We start from the raw sequence: 23,896 nt of genomic DNA on the forward strand, positions 1-23,896 counted from the left end.
AGCTATGACGCATGGTCATCGGGACTTCACGGTGTGCTCATGTTCTTCGCTACCTGTTCTCTGAACCGGGGTGGTCGGGTGCTCCGATTGCTCGAAGTGCTCAACCACCGCGGTGGTGTCCGGTGAACCGGTGATCCGTAGCGCTCGTGCGAATGCTCGCCGCCGAATTGCTGCGTCTAGACACGCTGGGTCGGGATGCAACCAGGCACCCCGCCCCGGCAGCTTTCTCGCTGGGTCAACGGTCACGGCGCACTCGCCATTCCCGTCGACGGCGACTACCCGAAGCAGTTCGACGGCCAGCTCTCGCTTCCGGCAGCCGACGCACGTCCGAACCGGTCCACCCGAGGGGGCGGTGGCGCTTTCGAACGTCCGAGCCGAAGTCTCGCGCTGGATCACAGCTGAGTCTACCGTCAGCCTGCTCACGAAAGACAAACGGTCGTGCTGGTCTGGGGACTATTGCCGGTCGCGCGCCGCCCCATGCGCCGCCCCGGAGTCCGGCTGCGGTGCGGCGTCGCTTCGAATATCGATCCGCCAGCCGGTCAACCGGGCCGCCAGCCGGGCGTTTTGGCCCTCCTTGCCGATCGCCAGCGACAGCTGAAAATCCGGGACCACGACCCTGGCCGCGCGCGCGGACTCGTCGATGACACTGACCGACACCACCTTGGCCGGCGACAACGCATTGGCGACGAACCGGGCGGGGTCTTCGTCGTAGTCGATGATGTCGATCTTCTCGCCGGACAACTCGCTCATCACGTTGCGCACCCGCTGCCCCATCGGCCCGATGCAGGCGCCCTTGGCATTGAGGCCAGGCACCCGCGAGGTGACCGCGATCTTCGAGCGGTGGCCTGCTTCACGCGCCACCGCGACGATCTCGACTGACCCGTCGGCGATCTCCGGCACCTCCAGTGAGAACAGCTTGCGCACCAGGTTCGGATGGGTGCGCGACAACGTGATCAGTGGTTCGCGGGCACCGCGGGTGACGCCGACGACGTAGCACCGCAACCGGTCGCCGTGCTCGTAGCGCTCACCGGGAACCTGCTCCGCGGCGGGAATGACACCCTCGGATCCCTTGGTCTCGCTACCCATTCGGACGACGACCAGCCCGCGGGCGTTGGCGCGGGCGTCACGCTGGATGACGCCGCCGACGATGTCGCCCTCCCTCGCCGAGAACTCGCCATAGTTCTTCTCGTTCTCCGCATCGCGCAAGCGCTGCAGGATCACCTGACGCGCGGTGGTCGCCGCGATACGCCCGAATCCCTCTGGGGTGTCGTCCCATTCGTGGATGAGATTGCCGTCGGCGTCCGTCTCGCGTGCGAGCACCTTGACGACGCCGGTCTTGCGATCGATGTCGATGCGGGCGTCGGCCTCGTGGCCTTCGGTATGGCGATAGGCGGTCAGCAACGCCGACTTGATGGTCTCGACGACCACGTCGACCGAGATGCCCTTGTCCGCCTCGATCGCGTGAAGTGCCGCCATGTCGATGTTCACGCTGAAGCCTCCTCCCCAGACTGGCCTGCCAGCTCCAGCTCACGCTGGTTTGGCGGCGAAAATTCAACCTGCACAACGGCTTTGGTGATGCCTTCCAAAGGCAACTCCCGGATCGAGAAGTTTGCCTTCGCACCCTCGCGCACCACGAGTCGCACAGTGCCGCCACGGATTTCACCGAGCCTGCCGGTCAGCTGCGAGCCGTCGGACAGCGTGACCTCGACCTTGCGGCCGCGGGCGCGCCGGTAGTGCTTCTCGGTGGTCAGTGGGCGATCAACGCCTGGCGAGGTGACCTCGAGCACGTACGGCGGGGTATCGATGCGATCCAGCGCTTCGGAGGCCGAGCGCGCAAGCTCGGCGATCGAGTCAAGATCGAGGGGTTCGTCGCCGTCGGCGATAACGGTGATCCGCGGCGGGCGCGTGGCGGTATCGATGATCACGTCTTCGATTTCATAGCCCGCGCGCGCGAACTCGCCGTCGAGTAGCTCGATCACCTGTTTCTGCGACGGTAATCCCGCAGACCGCTCCGTCACGGCGAGCTCCTCATCTTGAGTTGTCCTGACACGATTCCGCACAGCGCAACGTGGAACCGACTATCAACGATACGCCAGGGCGCCCGTGCCGAGCCCCAAACGCGCTGCGGCGTCCAGCGAATACACAGTCCGCGCGCAATGGCAGGATGTTGCACGTGCCGAGCTCGCCGCCGACCGTCAGCAGACGACAGATCTTGTTCTCAGCGGCAGCTTTGGCACTGGTCACCACCGCCGCCGCGTGCGGCGAGCCGCCGCCACCGCCGGGGGTCGACGAGCTCGCCGCGCAACTCGACCGGGCCCGCGCCGACAGCCAGCTGGCCTCCGACGCTGCGGCGGCGAAGCCTCCCCCACCGACTGCGCAGGCACTGACCGCGGTGGCAAACGAGCGTTCGGCACACGCACAGGCGCTGTCCGACGAGCTCGTGCGGATGGTCGGCAAGAAAGCGCCGACTGCCTCGCCGACGACGACCACGGTCCCGCCGGCGAAGGCGCCCACCACCGAGGACGTGATCGCTTCGCTGCGTCAGTCGGCCGATGCCGCTGCGCAATTGGCGGCCACACAGTCGGGCTATCGCGCGGGTCTGCTCGGCTCGATCGCGGCGGCATGCACGGCGGCCTACAGCGTCGCGTTGGTGCCGCCGAAGGCGGCACAATGACCTCTCCGCAACCGACGCGGCCGCCGGACGCAGCCAACGGCGCGCTGTTCGACGCGATCGCCACCGAGCACGCAACGATCTACGGGTACGGGCTGGTGTCAGCGCACTCGACGCCGGACGTCAACGAGCTGGTGTCGACCGCAATGGCCGAGCACCGGGAGCGACGTGAGGGAGCCATCGCCCTGCTCAAGCCGCGCTCGGTTGACCCGCCGCTGCCTGCCGCCGGCTATCAGCTGCCGATGGCGGTCGACAACCCGACCGCTGCAGCCAACCTGGCCGTGCGGATGGAGCAGGACGCCGCGGTCGCCTGGCGAGCAGTTCTCGAGCAGGCGACCGACGAGAAGGACAGGACCTTCGCGGTGACCGCGCTGAGCCAGTGCGCTGTCACTGCGGCGAAATGGAGCCGGGTGCTTGGCATTTCGCCGATCACGGTCGCCTTCCCCGGCGGCTCCGAATAGCCGCTAGCTCCTTGCGGCCGCGGCGATGTCGGCCGCCGCGTTGTCGACAGCGATCTCGCGCGTCTCGCCGGTGAACCGGTTACGCAGCTCGACGACACCGTCTGCCCAGCCGCGGCCAACCACGACTATCCAAGGCACACCGAGCAGTTCGGCATCCTTGAACTTCACGCCGGGTGAGGCCTTCCGGTCGTCGAGCAGCACCTCGATGCCCAACCGATCCAGCTCGTCAGCCAGCCCTGCGGCGCCCGCACGCGCGTCCTCGTCCTTGTTCGCGATCACCAGGTGCGCGTCGAACGGCGACACCGACGACGGCCATCGCAGGCCCAGCTCGTCGTGATGCTGTTCGGCGATCACAGCGACCAGCCGGGAAACACCGATGCCGTAGGAACCCATGGTCAGCCGCACCGGCTTGCCGTCCTCACCGAGCACGTCGACGGAGAAGGCGTTGGTGTACTTGCGCCCGAGTTGGAAGATATGGCCGATCTCGATGCCGCGCGCGGAGACGAGCGGGCCTGCGCCGTCGGGCGACGGGTCGCCGTCGCGCACCTCGGCGGCCTCGATCGTGCCGTCGGCGACGAAGTCACGCCCCGCGACCAGCCCCACCACATGCCTGCCGGGCTCGTCGGCGCCGGTGATCCACGACGTCCCGTCCACCACCCGCGGGTCGACGAGATAGCGAACGCCGTTGGCCAGCAATCCTTTTGGCCCGATATAGCCCTTTGCCAGAAACGGGTACTTCGGCCAGTCGGCATCCTCGAGCAACGCGTACTCGGCCGGATCGAGCGCGGCCCCCAACCGCTTCTCGTCGACCTCGCGGTCGCCCGGTACACCGACCGCGAGCAATTCCCAGTCCCCACCTGGCTGGCGTGTCTTGAGCACGACGTTCTTCAGTGTGTCCGCGGCGGTCACCTCGCGGTCCAGCGCGGAGTTGGCCCACTCGACGAGCGTCGCGATCGTCGGCGTGCCCGGCGTGTCGTACACCTTGGCCTCGGGCTGCCCCTCGATCGGCAGCGGCTCCGGCACCGCGGTCACGACCGCCTCGACATTGGCGGCATATCCGGATTCCAGGCACCGCACGAAGGTGTCCTCGCCGATCTCGCTTTCGGCAAGGAACTCTTCCGATGCACTGCCGCCCATCGCGCCGGACACCGCTGACACGATCACGTAGCGGACGCCGAGTTCGGCGAAGATCCGCTGGTATGCGTCGCGGTGCCGCAGGTAAACGGCCTCGAGTCCCTTGTCGTCGACGTCGAACGAATACGAGTCCTTCATCAGGAACTCGCGGCCTCGCAGGATGCCAGCGCGTGGCCTGGCCTCGTCGCGGTACTTCGTCTGGATTTGGTACAGCAGCACCGGAAAATCCTTATAGCTGCTGTACTCCCCCTTGACCGTCAGCGTGAACAGCTCTTCGTGCGTCGGGCCGAGCAGGTAGTCGTTCTTGCGGCGGTCCTGCAGCCGGAACACCCCGTCGCCGTACTCGGTCCAGCGGTTGGTCACCTCGTAGGGCGCCTTGGGCAGCAGCGCGGGGAACAGAATCTCTTGTCCGCCAATGGCATTCATCTCATCGCGGACGACTTTCTCGATTTTGCGCAGCACCCGCAGGCCAAGGGGAAGCCAGCTGTAGAGCCCTGGCCCGACCGGGCGGACGTAGCCGGCCCGGATCAACAGCTTGTGGCTGGGCACCTCGGCGTCGGCGGGGTCGTCGCGCAGGGTGCGCAGGAACAGCTCGGACATGCGGGTGATCACAGCGGGCAAGCTTACTGACGTGCCCGCTTCCTGGTTGCCGAGGCTGCCAGCGTGAGCGCCACGCCGATGACGATCCACACCGTCAGCACGATGATCGGGTGCGCCACGCCGTGCGCCTCGAAGTAGATGATGCGCCGGACCGCTTCGGTGCCCGCGCCGTTGGGCAGAAAGCCGCTGATCGCCCGCCAGAACGGCGGCAACAGCGGCGCCTGGTAAGCGCCGCCTGCCGTGGGGTTGCCGAGGATCACGAAGATCACCACTGTCAGCCCGATGCCGATGACGCCGAACAACGTCTGCAGCGCGATCGTCACCGTCGCTGCCGAAAGTGTGACCAGCACGCCGATTCCCGCGACGGACCAGAAATGACCGCTGAGCGCGCCGAGCACCGGCTCTGCGATCACCGCGCCACCCAGACCGGACGCCAGCGCGTACGGCACCGTCGCGCCGAGCCGCCATACCGCCCGCGGCAGCGTGGCAGGCCGCGAACCCTTCGCGACGCCGAGCATGGCCGCGAACAGATAGCCGCCAACGGCCCAGCCGATGACGAGGTAGAAGCCGGACAGCCCGCGGGCATCGCCGGGATCCAGCGGCACCGCGTCCTGGATCGACACCGTCCTGTCGTGCTGTTTGGCGGCGGCGTCGAACAGATCCTCGACCGCGGTCGCCACCGACGTTCCTCCGCCGGAAGCGACGATGCCGAAGTCATGGGTGTCCGCGGCACTGACCACGTACACCCCTGAGGTCTCGCCTGCGCGCAGCGCCTGCAGCGCGACCCTGGTGTCGTCGGACGCGCTGGCCTGTAGCGGCTGTCCCGGTATCGCGTTGAGTTGCTCAACGACTTGCTCGGCCACGCCGTCCTGCGCGACCACGATCACCGGAATCCGATGCGGCGACGGCGAATGGAAGGCGCCGATGTAGGACAGGATGAACGCGAACTGCAGCAACAACACGCCGACACCGAGTGCCAGCGTGCGCGGTGCGATCGCGTCGCGGAACCGGTCGCGCAGGGTGTCCGGCGGTTCCGGCGCCTCGTGTTTCGGTGTGGTCACTTCAGTCCCGTCCCTGCCATGTGCAGATGCACGCCTCGTTGCCCTCCGGATCGGCCAGCACCCAAAACGCGGGCGCCTCGGCGTCGGACAGCAGACGGCCGCCCGCCGCGATCGCCGCGTCGATCCGCGCCTTGGCCACGCCGTGCGGCACGTCGACGTCGATGTGAATCCGATTGCGTTGAGGCCGAGGCGCATCCATCTGCTGAAACCAGATCGCGGGCGCGCGGCCCGCGGGATCGATCAGCGCGGCGTTGAGCTCGGAGCCCGGTTCGTCGGCGTAGCCGGTGATCGCTTTCCAGAACGGCCGCACCAGCGGGATGTCGATGGCGTCGATCGCGATTTCGAGCGCCTGCACGGCACCGGGCCGCAGTTCAAATCCCTGCGCTGTCAGCGTCTGCGAGACGTCGCGCGCCAACCTGACGTCGCGCCCGGTGACCGCGGCGACCTCGGCTGACTGCAGTCGCAGCACCGCCCGGTCCGCGCGGATGTCGACCGTCAGATGGCCTTGACCGTCGGCGCCGACCGACGCAACCGCAAGTGAGGCCACCGCAACAGCGTCGGCCAGCGTGGCCACCGGTACCTCCGCATAGATCGCGCCGAGGATCAGAGCCCAGCCTGAGGGATCGACGGCGTCGGAGATCTGCTGTCGCGTCGGTCGCGCGTCGTCATGCACCGCGACAGCGTATCTAGAGCTCGCCCGCCTCGACGGCTTCGCGGGTGTGCTGCGCGCTGGCGATCTGGCGCGCGGAGTAGCCGATCCAGAAGGCGGCGATGCCGACCAGAACCGCGATGCCCGCGACCCACAGCAGCGAGTAGGTGTAGCCATGGTCCAGCGCGTCGAGTTGGCTCGACGTCATGTCCTTGACCGGTCCGGTTGTGCCACCCAAGAACAGCGTGCGAGAGGTCAGCACCGCCTGGATCACCACCAGCACCACCGGGCCGCCGAGGTTCTGCACCATCAACGTGATCGCCGAGACCGGACCGATCTCGTTCGGGCCTGCCTCGGCGATCGCGCAGAGCGGCAGAACGACGGAAAGGACCCCAATTCCCAAGCCCCCCACCACAAGTGGGACCACGAGGTCGGGGAAGTACGGGATGTGCCGATTCAGGGTGGACCCGTAGAGCATGGCGCCGAATACCAACGCGCCGAACCCGATGATCAGCCAGCGCGGGGCGACGTACAGCGCTATGCGGGCGGCGATCACGTTTCCCGTTCCCATCGCGAGCGCGAACGGGATGAAGCAGATGCCTGCCCGCAGCGCCGAATACCCCATCACGTCCTGCACATACAGGCCGATGATCACCGTCGCCGTCAGCATCACGCCGCCCGCAAGGAACAGCGAGATGAACGTCATCACGCGATTGCGGTTGTCGAACACCGAGAACGGCACGATCGGGTGCTCGGCGGTGCGCTCGACGACGAAGAACGCGGCGAAGAACACGACGGTCGCGATCGCTGCGCCGATCACCCACGGGTCGACCCAGGCGCGCGGCGGTCCCTGGGTGAAGACCAGGACCGCGGATGCGCACCCGAGGGTGGCCAGCAGCGCACCGGTGATGTCGAGTTTGAGGCGCTCGTGGTGGGTTTCGCTGATGCGGTACACGGCGATGACGATGATGACGATGCCGATCGGCACGTTGATCAAGAACGCCAGCCGCCACGAGATGACGGTCAGCAGGCCGCCGAGCACCAGACCCAGGACCGACCCGATGCCCTGCATTGCGGCCGACACGGCCATCGCCTGGTTACGCGCCTGCCCGACCGCGTACGTCGTGGCGATCAGCGCCAGACCCGTCGGCGCTGCCACTGCTGCGCCGGTGCCCTGCACCGCCCTGGCGACGATCAGCGTGATGCCGTCGTTGGCCAGACCGCACACCAACGAGGCGATCGTGAACACACCGACACCGGACAAAAAGGCCCGCTTGTGCCCGATCGCGTCACCAACGCGGCCACCCAGGAGCAGCAGCCCCCCGAACGTCAGCACGTAGGCGGTGATGATCCAGGCCTTGGTGACGTCGGAAAGGTCGAGGTCGGCCTGCATCCGGGGCAGCGCGACGATGACGATGGTGCCGTCGAGCGTCGACATGAGCTGCATGCCGGTGATCGCGATGATCGCGATGCCGAGCACCGAGGAAGACAGCGGTGCGGTGGAGCGCTCAGTTGACTCCCCGGCAGACATGTCTTGCCAGACTACCGAGAGTCAAATCGATGGAGCTAAAGCTCTCCGGAATCGATCGCGTCCTTGACTTCCTGCGCATGCGCCACCTGCTCGGAGGTGTAGCCGATGAACAGCGCAACGGCGCCGACGATGACCGCGACCGCCGCGACCCACAGCAGGCCGTAGGTGTAGCCCTGGTCGAGCGCGTGCAGCTGAGAGGTGTCCATGTTCTTCACAGGCCCGGTGGTGCCGCCCAGATACAGCGTGCGCGACGTGATGACGGCCTGGATGACGGCCAGCACGACCGGCCCGCCGAGGTTCTGCAGCATCAGCGCGATCGCGGATACCGGGCCGATCTGGTCGAAGCCGACCCCGGCGATGGCCGACACCGTCAGCGGGACGACGATCATGCCGATGCCGAAGCCGCCGATGGTGATCGGCAGCACCAGGTTCGGGAAGTATGGGATGCCGCCGTTGAGCGTCGAGCCGTAGATCATCGCGCCCAGCACGAGAATCCCACCGGCGATGACAAGCACGCGCGGCGGGAACAGCGACACCAGATGCGACGACAGCCCGAGGCCGATGCCGAGCGCGATCACGAACGGGATGAAGCCGACGCCTGCGCGTAAAGCGCTGTAGCCCATGATGTCCTGCACGTACAGGCCGATCAGCACGGTCAGCGTGAACATCACGCCGCCTGCCAGGAAGACGGCCGCGAAGGTCGCCACCCGGTTGCGGTCCTTGAACAACTCGAACGGCACGACGGGGTTGTCCGCAGTGCGCTCGACGATCAGGAATGCGATGAAGAAGCCCAGCGCGGCCACGCCCGAGCCGATCGTCAGGGGCTTGAGCCAGCCGTGCTCGGGACCCATCGAAAAGCCGAACACTCCGAAGGTGCAGGCCAGCGTCGCCAGGATCGCGCCCGTCGCGTCCAGCTTCAGCCGCTCGCGGTGCGTCTCCCGCAGCGTCGTGCGGGCCAGCTGGATCATCAGCAGCCCGATCGGGATGTTGATCAAAAACGCCCACCGCCAGGACACCTCGGTCAGCGCGCCACCGACGATCAGGCCCATCACCGAGCCGACGCCGGTCATCGCGGCGAAGATCGCGGTTGCCGCGTTGCGTGCCGGCCCCTTCGGGAACGTGGTCGCGATCAGCGCCAGCGCGGTCGGTGACGCGATCGCCGCGCCGACACCCTGCAGCAGCCGGGCGGTGACCAGCGTGGTCTCGTTCCACGCCAGGCCGCACAGGATCGAGGCGATGGTGAACAGTGCGACGCCTGCGATGAAGGTGCGCTTGCGGCCGATCGTGTCGCCGAGGCGACCGCCCAGCAGCATCAGCCCGCCGAAGGTCAGCACATAGGCCGTGATCACCCAGCTACGGCCCGCGTCCGACAGGCTCAGCTCGTTCTGAATCTTAGGAAGCGCGACGATAGCGACGGTGCTGTCCATCGTGGCGAGCAACTGCATCCCGCCGATCGCGATGACCGCGGCCACGAACCGCCGCGACGGCAGCCAAGCCGGATACCTGCCTGTTTGCTCCAGTGGTGTGTGTTCCATATGCATAGGAAAAGACCTGTTAGCCCTACCTTCGGCGTCGCGCTGGATGGCAGCGCGCTCTGCGTCATTGAGAGCGGTCATAGCAGGTTACCTTACAGTAATCTTAAGAATCCTTTAACCGCCGAATGCCGCCACAGGGCCGATCACGATGATCGCGGGAGGCCTGATGCCCTCCTCTCGAATGCGCTCCGGGGCGTCAGAAAGCGTGGCACGCAAAGTTCGCTGGGCGGTCGTCGAGCCGTGCTGAACGACGATCACCGGCGTATCCGCAGGTCTGCCGCCTTCGAGCAACGCCTTGGCGAACAACTCGATGCGCTCGACGGCCATCAGCAACACGATCGTGCCCGAAAGCTTGGCCAGCGCATTCCAATTCACTAACGATTCGGGATGGTCGGGCGCTATATGCCCGCTGACCACCACAAACTCGTGCGTGACGTGCCGGTGGGTGACGGGAACGCCCGCGAGCGCAGGAACTGCTATGGCACTGGTCACACCCGGCACAACTGTGACGGGAATCCCAGCATCCGCACACGCGATCACCTCTTCGTAGCCGCGTGCGAATACGAATGGATCGCCGCCCTTGAGTCGGACGACGAACTTGCCCGCCTTGGCCCGGTCGATGAGCACTTCGTTGATCGCGTCCTGGGCCATCGCGCGGCCATACGGGATCTTGGCCGCGTCGATCACCTCGACGTGCGGCGGTAGCTCGGCCAGCAGCTCCTGCGGCGCCAGCCGGTCTGCCACGACGACGTCGGCGTGCGCGAGCAACCGCCTGCCGCGCACGGTGATCAGCTCCGGATCTCCAGGTCCGCCACCCACCAGCGCGACACCGCCGTGCACGACGCCCGGCGTGTCGGCCGTGATCAGCCCCTGCTGCAACGCCTCATGGATGGCGGACCGGATGGCCGCCGAGCGGCGGTGTTCGCCGCCGGCGAGCACGCCGACCGACAGCCCTTCGTACTCGAATGAGGCGGGGGTGACGGCGGTGCCCTCGCGCGCCACGTCGGCGCGCACGCAGAAGATGTGCAGGCGCTCAGCTTCGGCGACGACCGCGGCGTTGACGTCCGGGTCGTCGGTGGCCGCGATCGCATACCAGGCGCCCTCGAGGTCACCGGCGCGGAACTCCCTGAGCGTCAAGGTGATTCCGGGCATTCCTTCGACCGCCGGGGTGGCGCTGCGCGTGATGACGTGCACGTCGGCCCCGTTGGCGATCAGCAGCGGCAGGCGACGCTGCGCGACGGTGCCGCCGCCGACGACGACGACCTTCTTGCCGGTCAGGCGAAGGCCGACGAGGTAGGCGTTATCGGTCACCCGGCGAGCTTAGAGGTTGCGGCCGCTGCGGCCACGAAGCGGGATATCGCGTGTGGATGCGCAGCCGGGTGGGTGTGCAGATACGACGCGTGCACGCCACGGTCGACGGCGCCGTCTTGCACACGACCCGCGAACATCCACGCGGGTTGGTAACTGTGGGCGAATGTGACTGTGGTGCGGTGGAATTCGTGTCCCATGGCGCGATCACCGATGGTGTGCAGCGGGCTGTCGGCCACCGCGACGGCCTCCCGGTAACCGAGCGTGAGCCGGTCGCTGAACTGCGCCGAACCGGACAGCACCCCGCACATCGGAGACCCGTCGAGCTCGTCGACCAGATACGTCAGGCCCGCGCATTCGGCGTGTATCGGGGCGCCTGCCGCGGCCAGCTCATGGATCTGTTGACGCACAACATCGTTGGTTGACAGTTCGGTGCCGAATTGCTCGGGGAAGCCACCGGGCAGCACCAACGCTGCCGTGCCCGCTGGCAGCGGGTCGGTCAACGGGTCGAATTCGACCACCTCGGCGCCCGCGGCGCGCAGCAGTTCGCCGTGTTCGGTGTAGCCGAAGGTGAACGCCTTGCCTGCCGCAAGCGCGACCGTGATGCCTTGGGCGGCCGGCCCGGCGACGGCGGGACTCCACGGCTCGACGGTGACCCGGCTTGCCGCCGCTGCCGCGACGGCTGCCAGGTCGACGTGGCGGCCCACCAGTTCGACCATCGCGTCGACGGCTGCGCGCGCGCGTTCGCCGTGTTCGACAGCGGTGACAAGGCCGAGGTGCCGCGACGGCACGGACAGTTCGTCGGCGCGCGGAATCGCCCCGAGCACCGGCACGCCGGCGTGCTCGCATGCCTGCCGCAACACCTCTTCGTGCCGGGGTGAGCCGACCCGGTTGAGGATCACTCCCGCGAGGCGTACCGATTGGTCGAACGTCGAAAAGCCATGCAGCAGAGCGGCAATGCTGTGGCTTTGGCCGCGGGCGTCGACGACCAGGATGACGGGCGCGCCGAGCAGCGCCGCGACATGGGCCGTGGATCCCTGTGCGGTTCCTGCGGTGTCGTCGGTGATGCGCCCGTCGAACAGGCCCATCACACCCTCGACGACGGCGATGTCGGCACCTCCGCCGCCATGCCGGTAAAGCGGGCCGATCAGCTGCTCCCCCACCAGCACGGGGTCGAGATTGCGGCCGGGGCGCGCCGACGCGAGTGCGTGGTAGCCCGGGTCGATGAAGTCGGGGCCGACCTTGAACGGCGCCACTCGTTTACCGGCCTGCCGCAGCGCACCCATCAAACCCGTTGCGACGGTGGTCTTTCCGCTGCCAGACGCCGGCGCGGCTATGACGACGCCGGGAACGCTCACCCCAACCCCCGCGAGCGGCCGTGTTTGTACGCCGACGCGCCGCAAAAGTTGTCATTTTGCGGTCGCTCGCGCGGATCGAGTGTCACCACTCGATGCCCTTCTGGCCCTTGCGGCCTGCGTCCATCGGATGCTTGACCTTGGTCATCTCCGTCACCAGATCGGCCGCGTCAAGCAACTGCTCGGGGGCATCGCGGCCGGTGATCACCACATGCTGGGTGCCGGGCCGCGACGCCAGGGTCGCGATCACCTCGTCGACGTCGACCCAGCCCCACTTCAGCGGATAGGTGAACTCGTCGAGCACATAGAAGTCGTGCCGCTCTTCGGCCAGCCTGCGCGAAATCTCGGCCCAGCCGTCGGCGGCGGCCGCCGCATGGTCGACCTCACTACCGTGCTTGCGCGACCACGACCAGCCCGACCCCATCTTGTGCCACTCGACGGGCCCGCCGAGACCGTGCTCGTCGTGCACCCGGCCCAGTTCACGAAATGCGGCTTCCTCGCCCACCTTCCACTTCGCGCTCTTGACGAACTGGAACACCGCGACGGCGAACCCCTGGTTCCATGCCCGCAGCGCCATCCCGAAGGCCGCGGTCGACTTGCCCTTGCCTGCGCCGGTGTGCACGGCCAGCAGCGGCGCGTTGCGCCGGGCGCGTGTCGTCAGGCCGTCTTCTGGAACGGTGAGCGGTTGGCCCTGAGGCATTTTCGCGTCTCCTTATGCCGCCGTGCGCACGACGTCGGTGAGAGCGTCCGCGCGTAGCTGTGCCAACCGCACAGCAGGAGCGCCGAGATGGCCTGCCAGTTGCTCAGCCAAACCCAAACGGACGTACGAGGTTTCACAATCCACGACAACCGCGGCCGCACCTTCGGCCACGAGCAGCCGGGCAGCTGTCCGCGCCCGGCCCAGCGGATCCGGACCGCCGGTGGCGCGCCCATCGGTCAGCACGACGACGAGGCTGCGCCGCGCCCTGTCGCGCGCCTTCTCCCGCACCACCACATCGCGGGCGGCCAACAAGCCCTGCGCCAACGGGGTTTTCCCGCCGGTGTCGAACCGGGCCAGCCGCCTGCTCGCGATGTGCACCGACGACGTGGGCGGCAACAACACCTGGGCGTCCTGCTGCCGGAACGTGATAACGGCCACCTTGTCGCGGCGCTGATAGGCGTCGCGCAACAGCGACAGCGTCGCCCCACCGACGGCAGACATCCGGTCCCGCGCGGCCATCGATCCCGAGGCGTCGACGACGAAAATGACGAGGTTGCCCTCGCGGCCTTCCCTGATCGCGCGGCGGACGTCATCGGGCTGCGGGCGAGGCCTGCCGGGGCGGCGCTGTCGGCCCGCGGCGGCCAGTAGCGTGCCGAACACGTGCACACCGTGGCCCGCTTGGCGGTCGTCGGTCGGCGAGATCGCCTTGCCCGTGCGGTTGCGCGCCCGTGACCGGCGGCCAGGCGCTCCCTCGCCGACGCCGGGCACCACCAGCGCACGCGTCCGGAACACCGCAGACGGCGCCGCATTCGGACGCGGCTGCGCGCTTGAATTACGTTGCGGCATAGAATTTTCCGAACCCGAGCCGGTCTCCGAACCACCGCCCGGCGAATCGGGGTCGGGTTCGGGCTCCGGGTCGTCCGCAGACTCACCCGCCTGCGCCATCGCCTCGTCCAGCTGGTCCTGGTCCAGCCCTGGATCGTCGAATGGGTCGCGCCGACGCCGGTGCGGCAGAGCGAGTTCCGCGGCAACTCGGATGTCATCTTCGGTCACTACGTCCGCGCCTCGCCATGCCGCGTGCGCGACGGCGGTGCGAGCGACCACCAGATCGGCGCGCATCCCGTCGACATCGAAAGCGGCGCACAGCGCTGCGATGCGCCGTAATTCGTTGTCCGGCAACACAACCGCACCAACAACCGATCGGGCGGACGCAACCCGGCGCGCCAGCTCGGCATCCGCGGCCGCGTAGCGCTCGGCGAACGCCGCGGGATCGGCCTCGAACGCCATCCGTTGCCTGATCACGTCGGCGCGCACCTCGACGTCGCGCGAGGCGTGCACGTCCACGGTGAGCCCGAACCGATCGAGTAGCTGCGGACGCAGTTCGCCCTCTTCGGGATTCATCGTGCCGATCAACACGAAGCGCGCCTCGTGGCTGTGCGAAACGCCATCACGCTCGACGTGGACGCGGCCCATCGCGGCGGCGTCGAGGATCACGTCGACCAAGTGATCGTGCAGCAGGTTGACCTCGTCGACGTACAGCACGCCGCCGTGTGCGCGGGCCAACAGGCCCGGCTGGAACGCGTGCTCGCCGTCGCGCAGCACCTTCTGCAGGTCCAGCGAGCCGACCACCCGGTCTTCGGTTGCGCCGATCGGCAATTCGACCAACGACGCACCGTCGATGTCGGCCAGCACATGCGCCAACGCCCGCACCGCCGTCGATTTCGCCGTGCCCTTCTCGCCGCGGATCAGCACACCGCCGATCTCGGGCCGCACCGCGCACAACAGCAGGGCCAACCGCAGTCGGTCGTGGCCGACGATCGCGCTGAACGGATAGCTCGGTGTCACGGCTGCCCGGCTCCGACCTTGATCATCGGCACGTGCGGGATGCCGTCGTCGAGGAATTCGTCGCCGTCACGCACGAATCCATGTCTGCCGTACATCTCGGCGAGGTAGGTCTGCGAATTGATGCGGCAGGGGTAGTCACCGACCTCGGCCAGCGCCGCCTGCAGCAGCCGGTTGGTGTGGCCATGTCCGCGGGCGCTGCGTTTGGTGCAGACCCGGCCGATCCGGAAACCCTTCTGCCCGCCGGGGTGTTCCTCCATCAACCGCAGCGTCGAGATGACTTCGCCGTCGGGGCCTTCCAGCCAGAAGTGCCGGGTTTCGGCATCCAGATCGCGGCCGTCGAGTTCCGGGTACGGGGTCGCCTGTTCGACGACGAACACCTCGACCCGCAACTTGAGCAGCTCGTACAGCGTCGCGGCGTCGAGATCCTTGGCCCAGCTGCGGCGTAACGCGACAGTCATTCGCCCGCCGCCGTCATGACGGGTTTATCCAACTTGAGCACCTTCGTCCCCCACGACCAGACCTCCTCGAACAACGCCGGTTCGTTCGACAGTTCAGTGCCAAGCGAAGGCACCATCTCTTTCAGCTTGGGCAACCATGCCGGGTAGCGATCGGCGAAACAGCGTGCCATGACGTCGAGCATCGCAGGCACCGCGGTCGAGGCTCCCGGCGAGGCTCCCAACAGACCGGCGATGGTGCCGTCGGCCGACGACAGCACCGTCGTGCCGAAGTCCAACACCCCGCCTTTGCCCTTGACGGGCCGGATCACCTGCACCCGCTGCCCCGCAGCGGCAAGGTGCCAATCGGAATCGACTGCGCCAGGCGCGAATTCGCGCAACGTCTGCATCCTTTCAGCATCGGACTGCAGTAGCTGGCCGATCAGATATCTCACGAAACCCGCCTGAGTGGCACCGACCTTGAGGATCGCTGACACATTGTTCGGATTCACCGAGAACGGCAGATCGGTCAGGCGGCCCTGTTTCAAGAATTTGGGCGACCAACTCCCGAAAGGACCGAACACCAGCCACGGCTTGCCGTTGATCACCCGGGTGTCCAGGTGCGAACCCGCCATCGGGGGCGCACCCGGCGGCGGCTGGCCGTACACCTTGGCCCGGTGCGCGGTGGCCAGATCGGGCCGGTTCGCGCGCAGGAACGCGCCGCCAACCGGAAACCCGCCGAACCCCTTGGCCTCGCCCGCCTTCTGCAGCAGCGGCACCGTCCCGCCTCCGGCGCCGACAAACACGAACTTGGCGTTGAGCTTTCGCTTGCTGCCCGTTCGTCGGTTGATGACGGACAACGTCCAGCCGCCGCAGGATTGCCGGCTGAGAGCGCGGACCTCGTGACCGAACAGGGTGGTCATGCCGCGTTTGGCCGCGTGGCCGATCAACTGTCGCGACAGTGCCCCGAAGTCGACATCCGTCCCGTCTTGCGCCCAGGCAAGCGCGACGGGTTCGCGAAGGTCACGGCCCGCGGCCATCAGCGGCAGCCGCCTGGCGAATTCGTCTGTGTCGTCGATGAATTCCATCGATGCGAACAACGGATTGCCGACCAGCGCGTCGTGGCGGCGTTTCAGGTAGCCCACGGCCCCAGCACCGCGCACGAAGCTGACGTGCGGGATGGGGTTCAGGAACGTTCGCACGTCGGGCAGCAGCCCGTTGTCGACCGCGTATGCCCAGAATTGCCGCGTGACCTGGAACTGCTCGTTGACCTGAATCGCCTTGCTGGTCTCGATCGAGCCGTCGGGCCGCTGCGGCGTGTAGTTCAGTTCGCAGAGGCCTGCGTGGCCGGTTCCCGCGTTGTGCCACGCGTAGCTGCTTTCAGCGCCCGCGCCGTCGAGACGCTCGACCAACGTGATCGACCAGTTCGGTTCCACCTGCCGCAGCAGGACGCCGAGTGTGGCGCTCATGATGCCGGCGCCCACCAACACGACGTCGGCCTCTGCGGTCCTCGGGTCGGTCATCGCTGTTCAGGCTATCCCGCCGGGGTTGGTTACTCATGGGGCCGGGTCGGTCGACGTGCGCCATTAAGGTGGCTGTTGTGCCTGGATGGGAGCCCGACGTGCTGCCTGGCTATTGGCAGCAGACCTTCGACCTCGGCCCGGACCCCGACGGCGAGGGCGAGTTGGCCGCCACGCTGGTGCGCCGCGGCGAAGCCGAGCCGTCAGCCAACCGCGCGGTGCTGCTGGTGCACGGCTTCACCGACTACTTCTTCAACACCGAACAGGCCGACCATTTCGCGGGCCGCGGCTTCGCCGTCTACGCCCTCGATCAGCACAAATGTGGGCGCTCCTGGCGCGAGGGCCAGACGCCGCACTTCACCACCGATCTGACCCGCTATGACGCCGAGCTCGAGCGGGCGCTGGACGCCATCGCCGCTGATGCGCCGTCAGCCGACGTTCTGGTCTGCGCGCATTCCACCGGAGCGCTGATCGTGGCGCTGTGGCTGGACCGGGTGCGGCGTCGCGGCGAGACGGCACGGCGGCGCATCAGGGGCCTTGTGCTCAACAGCCCGTGGCTGGATCTGCAGGGCCCGGCGATTCTGCGCGCCGCCCCGACACGGGCGGCGATCGGCGCGATGTCGCGCATCAGCAAGAAGCGGGTGCTGCGCTCGCCCACAGAGGGCGGATACGGCGCGACGCTGCACAAGGAATACGGCGGCGAGTTCGACTACAACCTCACCTGGAAGCCGATCGGCGGCTTCCCCGTGACGTTCGGTTGGCTGCACGCGGTTCGCCGTGCGCAGACCAAGCTGCACCGCGGGCTCGACGTCGGGGTGCCCAACCTGATCCTGCGCTCCGACCGCAGTGTCCGTGAGGTGACCGACCCCGCCAAGGTTGAGTTGATCCAGCGCGGTGACGCGGTGCTCGACGTCAAGCAGATCGCCCGGTGGGCGGGCTGCATCGGCAATCGCTCGACGATCGTGCCGATCGTCGACGCCAAGCACGACGTGTTCCTGTCACTGCCCCAGCCGCGGCAGGCGGCGTATCGGGCCGTGGACCAGTGGCTGGACTGGTATCTGGCCGAAACCTCAGATGCGACAAGTCAATCCGAGCGAGGGTGAGCACATGAGCCATTTCGACATCGCGGTCATCGGTACCGGCTCCGGCAACTCGATTCTCGACGAGCGCTACGCCGACAGGCGGGTGGCGATCTGCGAGCAGGGCGTGTTCGGTGGCACCTGTCTCAACGTCGGCTGCATCCCGACCAAGATGTTCGTCTACGCCGCCGATGTCGCCCAAAATGCACGTGAGTCAGCGCAATACGGGGTCGACGCCCACGTCGACGACGTGCGGTGGAGCGACATCGTCTCCCGGGTGTTCGGCCGCATCGATCCGATCGCCATGGGTGGTGAGAACTATCGGCGGTCCTCTCCGAACGTGGAGGTGTTCGCCAGCCATACGCGATTTCGGCCGCCCCTTGCCGACGGCCGGTACCGACTGCGCACCGATGAGGGCGACGAGTTCACCGCCGACCAGGTGGTGATCGCGGCCGGTTCCCGCGCAGTCGCACCCGAGGCCGTGACCGAATGCGGCGTGCCGTATCACACCAGCGACACCATCATGCGCATCGCCGACGTACCCGAGCACTTGATCATCATCGGCGGCGGGTTCGTGGCATGCGAGTTCGCCCATATCTTTTCGTCGCTCGGCAGCCGAGTCACCCTGTTGATCCGGGGTAGCACGCTGCTGCGCGGCCACGACGACGAGATCACCATGCGGTTCACCGACATCGCCAGCAAGAAGTGGGAAGTCCGCAGCCACCACGAATTGGCCGATGCGCGTGCCGTCGGCGACGGAGTCGAAATCCGGTGCACGGACGGAACGAAGCTCCGTGGCGACACCTTGTTGGTCGCGACGGGCCGAGTGCCCAACGGCGACCTACTTGACGCTGAGCAGGCAGGCATCAAGGTCACCGCCAGCGGCCAGGTCGTCGTCGACCAATACCAACGCACCTCGGCGCGTGGCGTTTTCGCGCTCGGCGACGTGTCATCGGACTATCAGCTCAAACACGTCGCCAACCACGAAGCCCGCGTCGTCAAGCACAACCTGCTGCAGGACTGGGACGACACCGAAGCATTGATGCCGTCCAGTCACCGGCACGTGCCGTCCGCGGTGTTCACCGACCCGCAGATCGCCAGCGTCGGCCTGACCGAAAACCAGGCCCGGGCAGAGGGTTTCAACATCAGAGTCAAGGTCCAGGACTTCGCCGACGTCGCCTACGGCTGGGCGATGGAAGACACCACCGGCATAGCGAAGCTCATCGTCGACGACGACAGCGGGCTGATTCTCGGTGCACACATCATGGGTCACCAGGCGTCGTCGTTGATTCAGCCGCTGATCCAGGCGATGTCCTTCGATCTGCCCGCGCAGGAGATGGCGCGCGGCCAGTACTGGATTCATCCCGCGCTGCCCGAAGTGGTCGAGAACGCACTACTAGCGCTGTGCGGCGAGCCGCCGTGGCCGCCGTCGAAGCGGCACTAGGGGGCGTCGAGCGTTGGGGCCCAGCGCCTCTCGACATGCCCGAAGCGCCAGACCGCCAGCGCGATCAACCAGGCCGCGATGAACAGCCCGACGATCAGGAAGCCGACGAACTCCAGGTTCGCCGATCCGATCGCGGCCAGCGGGCCAGACTCGATGCCGAGACGATCGGCCACGAGTCCCGACAGCACGATGACCCCGATGACCATGGCGACGACCACCGACAGCACCGTCACGGTCAGGTTGTAGTACACCTTGCGGATCGGCTGTAGGAACGCCCATCCGTAGGCACGTGACATCAGGATGCCGTCGAGCGCGTCGAACAGGCTCATCCCCGCGGCGAACAGCACGGGCAGCACCAGGATGGCGTACCAGGGCAGCGTGAACGCTGCTGTTCCCGCCGCCAGCACCAGCAGAGCGACCTGGGTGGCGGTGTCGAAGCCGAGCCCCATCAGCAGCCCGACCGGGTAGAGGTGCCACGGCTTGCTCACCCGGCGCATGACGCGGCTGAACAGTCGCGCGAGGAAACCGCGGTTCTCGAGTTGCCGCTCGAGTTCGGCCTCATCGAAGTCGCCGCTGCGCATCCGGCGAAAGACCCTGGCGATGCCGACCGCGGCGAACAGGTTCGACAGCCCGATCAGGATCAGGAAGGTGCCTGCGACAAGCGAACCCACCAATCCCAGCGTCTCAAGCATCGGCGAACCCTGGTCCTGCACGGGCCCGACGATCGCACGCACGCCGATGGCCAGCAGGAACGCCAGCCCGAACACCACACTGGAATGGCCGAGCGAGAACCAGAATCCGGCGGACAGCGAGCGGGTGCGCTCGCCGACCAGCTTGCGGGTGGTGTTGTCGATCACGGCGATGTGGTCGGCGTCGAACGCGTGCCGCACCCCGAGGAGGTAGGCGGTCACACCGAGACCGACACCGAACACGCCCGCCGAGCCGAGCGTGATGTGCTGCGGTGCCACCCCGAGCACAAGCACTCCCCAGCCGAAGAGGTGCAGCGCCACGATCACGCCGCCCATCGCGGCGATCGTCGTCCAGTCGGTGCGGTCGAATCTCCTCGAAACGGTCGCTTCCGGCTGATCGACGACGGTCATGGGTCGACCCTATGCCCGCGCCACGTCACCTGTCTAGATGAACAGATGTTCATGTGGATGGGCACGCCTTATCGGCGGATTCGCGCGTTGCCCGGATCGTAAAGCGACTTCAGCGATACCGCAATCGGGTACCACTGCCCGCCGACGTTCACCTGGTAGCTGCCCGCGTTGACCCATTCGGCGTTGATGACGGAGCCGTCCGACGCGCGCACGTAGGCGAGCCCGACGCATGCACCCGTGGTCTCCCCCCACGCCGCCGAGGTCACCTGACCTGCGACCGCACCGTCGCGCATGATCAGCTCACCACCCCACAGCATCGCCTCCGGCGAATCGACCTTGAACCCGACGAGTTTCTTGCGCGGCCCCTCTGCCTTGGCCTTCTCGACGGCTTCGCGCCCGAGGAACGCGATGTCGGTCTTGAGCTTGCACGCGAACAGCAGACCGGCCTCGACGGGGTTCTCGCTCGGAGTCAGCTCCCTGCCGAAGGCACGGTAGCCCTTCTCCAGCCGAAGCGAGTCGATCGCGTAATAGCCTCCGCGACTCGCACCCGCCGCTATGAGATCCTCGTAGACGCCTACCGCGAACTCGGTGGGAACGTAGAGCTCCCAACCTAATTCACCGACATAGGTGATGCGGGTGGCGCGCACGGTGGCGTGGCCCAGCGAGATCTGTTGGCTCGTGGCGAATGGGAACGCTTCGTCGGACAGGTCGGCGGTTGTCAGCGTGGCCAACAGGTCGCGTGACTTCGGTCCCATCACGCCGAATACCGCGTACGCCGACGTCACGTCGACGAGTGATGCGCCGGCGCCGTCGGGCAGGTTCTTGCGGATATGGTCCTTGTCGCGTTCCGTGGTAGCCGCGCTGCTGACGATCAGGAACTCCTCGCGCCCTGTGCGGGTGACCGTGACGTCGGACTCGTACGTGCCGCGCTCGTTGAGCATTCCGGTGTAGACCGACGTGCCGATGTCGACGCCGACGTCGGCGGTGCACAACCACTGCAGCGACGCCTCGGCGTCTCGACCGACGACGAGATATTTGGAGAACGAGGTTTGGTCGAACACGGTGACATTGGTGCGCGTGTTGGTCTGCTCGGCTGCCGACCACCCCAGCCAGTTCGGCTTGCCCCAGGTGTACTCGATCGTGGGTGCGACACCCTCTGGCGCGAAGAAATTCGCGCGCTCCCAGCCCATCTTGCTGCCGAAGTTGGCCCCCGCCGCGTCCAGCAGATGGTGCACCGGCGAGCGGCGGAACGGTCGCGCGGTCGTCATTTCCCGGTTGGGCCAAGGGATTTCGTAATGGATGCCGAGCACCTCGGCCACCCGGTCGCGCAGCCACCGGTTGTTGCCGTTGAACGGTGCGAACCGGCGGATGTCGACGCCCGTCATGTCGCTGGTCGCAGCCCCGTTGACGATCCACTCGGCGAGCGCACGCCCGGCGCCGCCAGCGGTGGCGATGCCGACCGAATTGAAGCCGGCGCCAACGAAGAAGTTGGCGACTTCGGGGGCTTCGCCGAGGATGAACTGGTTGTCGGGGGTGAAGCTCTCCGGCCCGTTGTAGAACTTCTTGATGCCGGTCGCCTCGAGTGCGGGGATGCGCAGCAGCGCGTTGTTCATCAGGATCTCGAAGTGGTCCCAATCTTCGTCAAGGAGTTGGAATTCGAACGGATACGGAATCGCGTCGGGCGCCACCCACGGTTTGGCTTCTGGCTCGAAGCCACCGATGACGAGACCGCCGACCTCCTCCTTGAAGTATGTGTAGCCGTCGGGATCGCGAAGGATCGGCAGGTCCGGATGCACACCGTCGATGCGTTCGCTGACCACATAGAAGTGTTCGGCCGAGTGCAACGGCACGTTGACACCTGCCATCGCGCCGACCTGTTTGGCCCATTGGCCTGCGCAGTTGACGACGATCTCGGCCTCGATGTCGCCCTGGTCCGTGCGCACCCCGACGGCCCGGCCATCGCGGGTGAGAACGTCTGTCACCCTGATCTTTTCGATGATGCGGGCGCCTCGCATCCTGGCGCCTTTGGCCAGCGCGAAGGTGAGGTCGGTGGGGTTGGCCTTGCCGTCGCCGGGCAACCAGATCGCGCCGACGAGATCGTCGACGCGCATCACGGGGTAGTGCTCGAGCGCCTGCTCACCGGTGAGCAGCTCGCACTCCATGTCGAACGCGGCGGCGTTGGCTGCGGTGCGACGCAGCTGGATCATCCGGTCCTCGGTCCGCGCGACCGTCACTCCCCCGCATTGTTTGTAGCCTGCGGACAGTCCGGTCTCGGCCTCGAGTTCGGCATAGAGTTGCGTCGAGTACTGCACCAGGCGGGTAGCGCTTTCGGAGGCCCGCAGCTGGCCGACCAGGCCGGCGGCGTGCCACGTTGTGCCGCAGGACAATTGGCCCTGTTCGAGCAGCACCACGTCGGCGATGCCGAGCTTGGTCAGGTGATAGGCGACGCTGGTGCCGATGACGCCGCCGCCGACGATCACGACGTGGGCCCGGTCGGGAAGTGATGTGGTGGCCATGGTGGACCTTAGTCTCCTGCGTGAACGTCGGCTAGAAGGCGGTCGAAGTGCGGGCCGTTGAACTCTGCGACGGCGGCTTCGTAGCGCTGCATCGCCCAGCTCCAGAAGTCGAATTCGAGTGCACTGGATGCGCTTTGGATGCAGCCCCACAACGTCCAGCCGTATTTGGCGACAATGCCCTGCAAGTGCGCCCTCGCGGTCTTGTGTCTCAGCGCGCGGCCGTAGTAGGCGGTGACGAGTTCGTCGAGCTGCTCGGTGGACAGGCCGCATTCGCTCCAGATGTTGCCGAGCTCGAAACACGGATCGTTGTTGCCGGAGTATTCGTAGTCGATGATCCAGACGCGGTCGCCGTCTTCGATGAAGTTCTCTGCCAGCAGGTCGTTGTTGCACGGCACTGTCGTCTGATCGGCACTCAGCGCAGTGCGGATCCGACCGAAGGTGTCGGCGTAATGGAGGTAGTCGGACGGCAGCTTGAACCCGTTGTCCAACACGGTTTTCAGATATCGGGGCTGGCGTTCGAACATGTCGAACCGGCCGCGGAATCTCGGCCCGGCATGTAGCGCCCGACAGCCCGCGGCCACCTTGGCGATTACCCCGGGGCGCTGAAAGTCGGCGTTGCACAGCGTCTTTCCGGGCAGATAGCCCAGCAGCAGGATGCCGAGATCGGGGCGATAGTCGATCACCGGCGCGCCGACACCGGCGCGTTCGGCTGCCACAGAGTTGTGGTATTCCGCGTCGCGGTCGATGGCCAGGAGATTCGTCGCGGCGCCGGTGCACCGCGCGACATAGATCGCGTCCGGCGTGGTGATTTTGACATTGCGGTTCGTCAGGCCGCCCGACAGTTCCTCCAGTTGCCGCGGCCGTCCCGCCAGGGCCGGAATATGCTCCAGCGCCGCATCGAGCTGGGCGTCGGTCGACGGAAACGGCATCGGTTCACTGTAACCCTCGCCTGG

The 23,896-nt window shown here is 67.0% G+C and carries 21 protein-coding genes; 4 read left to right on the plus strand and 17 right to left on the minus strand.

Annotated features, from left to right (window positions below; all coding sequences use genetic code 11):
- Positions 1-15: 15 nt before the first annotated feature.
- From GGC64_RS03320 to rimP, 3 genes are read right to left on the minus strand one after another with little or no spacing between them, the layout of a single operon-like run.
- Positions 16-423 (minus strand): YlxR family protein, encoded by a 408-nt coding sequence (locus GGC64_RS03320; protein ID WP_370581963.1) that lies wholly within the window; start codon positions 421-423, stop codon positions 16-18.
- Between the two features lie 30 nt (positions 424-453).
- Positions 454-1,488 carry a transcription termination factor NusA gene (gene nusA / locus GGC64_RS03325; protein WP_192721016.1) on the minus strand — a complete coding sequence of 345 codons (1,035 nt, stop codon included), beginning with the start codon at positions 1,486-1,488 and terminating at the stop codon, positions 454-456.
- On the minus strand, positions 1,485-2,018 hold the full coding sequence (rimP, locus tag GGC64_RS03330; RefSeq protein WP_192721017.1) for a ribosome maturation factor RimP: 534 nt from the start codon (positions 2,016-2,018) through the stop codon (positions 1,485-1,487). Before rimP ends, nusA begins: the two co-directional genes overlap by 4 nt.
- 146 nt (positions 2,019-2,164) lie before the next feature.
- On the opposite strand from rimP, the gene GGC64_RS03335 reads away from it, so the two are divergent.
- A complete protein-coding gene (locus GGC64_RS03335) occupies positions 2,165-2,674 on the plus strand; it encodes a hypothetical protein (protein WP_192721018.1) in 510 nt (169 codons plus the stop codon).
- Positions 2,671-3,132, plus strand: coding sequence for a ferritin-like domain-containing protein (locus GGC64_RS03340; RefSeq protein WP_192721019.1), 462 nt, complete (start codon positions 2,671-2,673; stop codon positions 3,130-3,132). The genes GGC64_RS03335 and GGC64_RS03340 overlap by 4 nt, the downstream gene beginning before the upstream one ends.
- Positions 3,133-3,135: 3 nt before the next feature.
- On the opposite strand, the gene GGC64_RS03345 is transcribed toward GGC64_RS03340, so the two are convergent.
- The 11 genes from GGC64_RS03345 to mqo all read right to left on the minus strand — a co-directional run bounded on the left by GGC64_RS03345 (position 3,136) and on the right by mqo (position 16,807).
- Positions 3,136-4,878: a proline--tRNA ligase gene (locus tag GGC64_RS03345; RefSeq protein WP_192721020.1), complete on the minus strand. Its 1,743-nt coding sequence runs from the start codon at positions 4,876-4,878 to the stop codon at positions 3,136-3,138.
- An 11-nt stretch (positions 4,879-4,889) separates the two neighbouring features.
- Positions 4,890-5,927: an ABC transporter permease gene (locus tag GGC64_RS03350; RefSeq protein ID WP_192721021.1), complete on the minus strand. Its 1,038-nt coding sequence runs from the start codon at positions 5,925-5,927 to the stop codon at positions 4,890-4,892.
- A 1-nt stretch (position 5,928) separates the two neighbouring features.
- On the minus strand, positions 5,929-6,600 hold the full coding sequence (locus GGC64_RS03355; RefSeq protein ID WP_192721022.1) for a VOC family protein: 672 nt from the start codon (positions 6,598-6,600) through the stop codon (positions 5,929-5,931).
- 13 nt (positions 6,601-6,613) lie between these two features.
- Positions 6,614-8,107: an MFS transporter gene (locus GGC64_RS03360; RefSeq protein WP_192721023.1), complete on the minus strand. Its 1,494-nt coding sequence runs from the start codon at positions 8,105-8,107 to the stop codon at positions 6,614-6,616.
- A gap of 35 nt (positions 8,108-8,142) precedes the next feature.
- Positions 8,143-9,723, minus strand: coding sequence for an MFS transporter (locus tag GGC64_RS03365; RefSeq protein ID WP_192721024.1), 1,581 nt, complete (start codon positions 9,721-9,723; stop codon positions 8,143-8,145).
- A 33-nt stretch (positions 9,724-9,756) separates the two neighbouring features.
- On the minus strand, positions 9,757-10,953 hold the full coding sequence (gene cobA / locus GGC64_RS03370) for a uroporphyrinogen-III C-methyltransferase (protein ID WP_192721025.1): 1,197 nt from the start codon (positions 10,951-10,953) through the stop codon (positions 9,757-9,759).
- Positions 10,950-12,308 carry a cobyrinate a,c-diamide synthase gene (locus GGC64_RS03375; RefSeq protein WP_192721026.1) on the minus strand — a complete coding sequence of 453 codons (1,359 nt, stop codon included), beginning with the start codon at positions 12,306-12,308 and terminating at the stop codon, positions 10,950-10,952. The genes cobA and GGC64_RS03375 overlap by 4 nt, the downstream gene beginning before the upstream one ends.
- An 82-nt stretch (positions 12,309-12,390) precedes the next feature.
- On the minus strand, positions 12,391-13,005 hold the full coding sequence (cobO, locus tag GGC64_RS03380; protein ID WP_192721027.1) for a cob(I)yrinic acid a,c-diamide adenosyltransferase: 615 nt from the start codon (positions 13,003-13,005) through the stop codon (positions 12,391-12,393).
- A gap of 12 nt (positions 13,006-13,017) precedes the next feature.
- Positions 13,018-14,850 (minus strand): magnesium chelatase subunit D family protein, encoded by a 1,833-nt coding sequence (locus GGC64_RS03385; protein ID WP_192721028.1) that lies wholly within the window; start codon positions 14,848-14,850, stop codon positions 13,018-13,020.
- Positions 14,847-15,308, minus strand: coding sequence for a GNAT family N-acetyltransferase (locus GGC64_RS03390; protein ID WP_192721029.1), 462 nt, complete (start codon positions 15,306-15,308; stop codon positions 14,847-14,849). Before GGC64_RS03390 ends, GGC64_RS03385 begins: the two co-directional genes overlap by 4 nt.
- A complete protein-coding gene (gene mqo / locus GGC64_RS03395) occupies positions 15,305-16,807 on the minus strand; it encodes a malate dehydrogenase (quinone) (protein ID WP_192721030.1) in 1,503 nt (500 codons plus the stop codon). Before mqo ends, GGC64_RS03390 begins: the two co-directional genes overlap by 4 nt.
- Before the next feature lie 77 nt (positions 16,808-16,884).
- Here mqo and GGC64_RS03400 point away from each other — a divergent pair, with 77 nt between their 5' ends.
- Together GGC64_RS03400 and mtr are read left to right on the plus strand one after the other, a co-directional pair.
- Complete coding sequence (locus GGC64_RS03400) at positions 16,885-17,907, plus strand: alpha/beta hydrolase (protein ID WP_192721031.1); 1,023 nt, start codon at positions 16,885-16,887, stop codon at positions 17,905-17,907.
- Between the two features lie 4 nt (positions 17,908-17,911).
- Positions 17,912-19,327 (plus strand): mycothione reductase, encoded by a 1,416-nt coding sequence (gene mtr, locus GGC64_RS03405; RefSeq protein WP_192721032.1) that lies wholly within the window; start codon positions 17,912-17,914, stop codon positions 19,325-19,327.
- Here mtr and GGC64_RS03410 read toward each other — a convergent pair.
- The 3 genes from GGC64_RS03410 to GGC64_RS03420 form a co-directional block, all read right to left on the minus strand.
- Complete coding sequence (locus tag GGC64_RS03410; RefSeq protein WP_192721033.1) at positions 19,324-20,427, minus strand: HoxN/HupN/NixA family nickel/cobalt transporter; 1,104 nt, start codon at positions 20,425-20,427, stop codon at positions 19,324-19,326. The genes mtr and GGC64_RS03410 overlap by 4 nt on opposite strands.
- A 68-nt stretch (positions 20,428-20,495) precedes the next feature.
- The gene (locus GGC64_RS03415) at positions 20,496-22,943 is read right to left on the minus strand and encodes an FAD-dependent oxidoreductase (protein WP_192721034.1); all 2,448 of its coding nucleotides are present in this window, start codon (positions 22,941-22,943) and stop codon (positions 20,496-20,498) included.
- 8 nt (positions 22,944-22,951) lie between these two features.
- Positions 22,952-23,872 carry a choline/ethanolamine kinase family protein gene (locus tag GGC64_RS03420; protein WP_192721035.1) on the minus strand — a complete coding sequence of 307 codons (921 nt, stop codon included), beginning with the start codon at positions 23,870-23,872 and terminating at the stop codon, positions 22,952-22,954.
- Positions 23,873-23,896 lie beyond the last annotated feature (24 nt).

This window comes from Mycobacterium sp. OAS707 (assembly GCF_014873705.1).
Taxonomy (GTDB): Bacteria; Actinomycetota; Actinomycetes; order Mycobacteriales; family Mycobacteriaceae; genus Mycobacterium.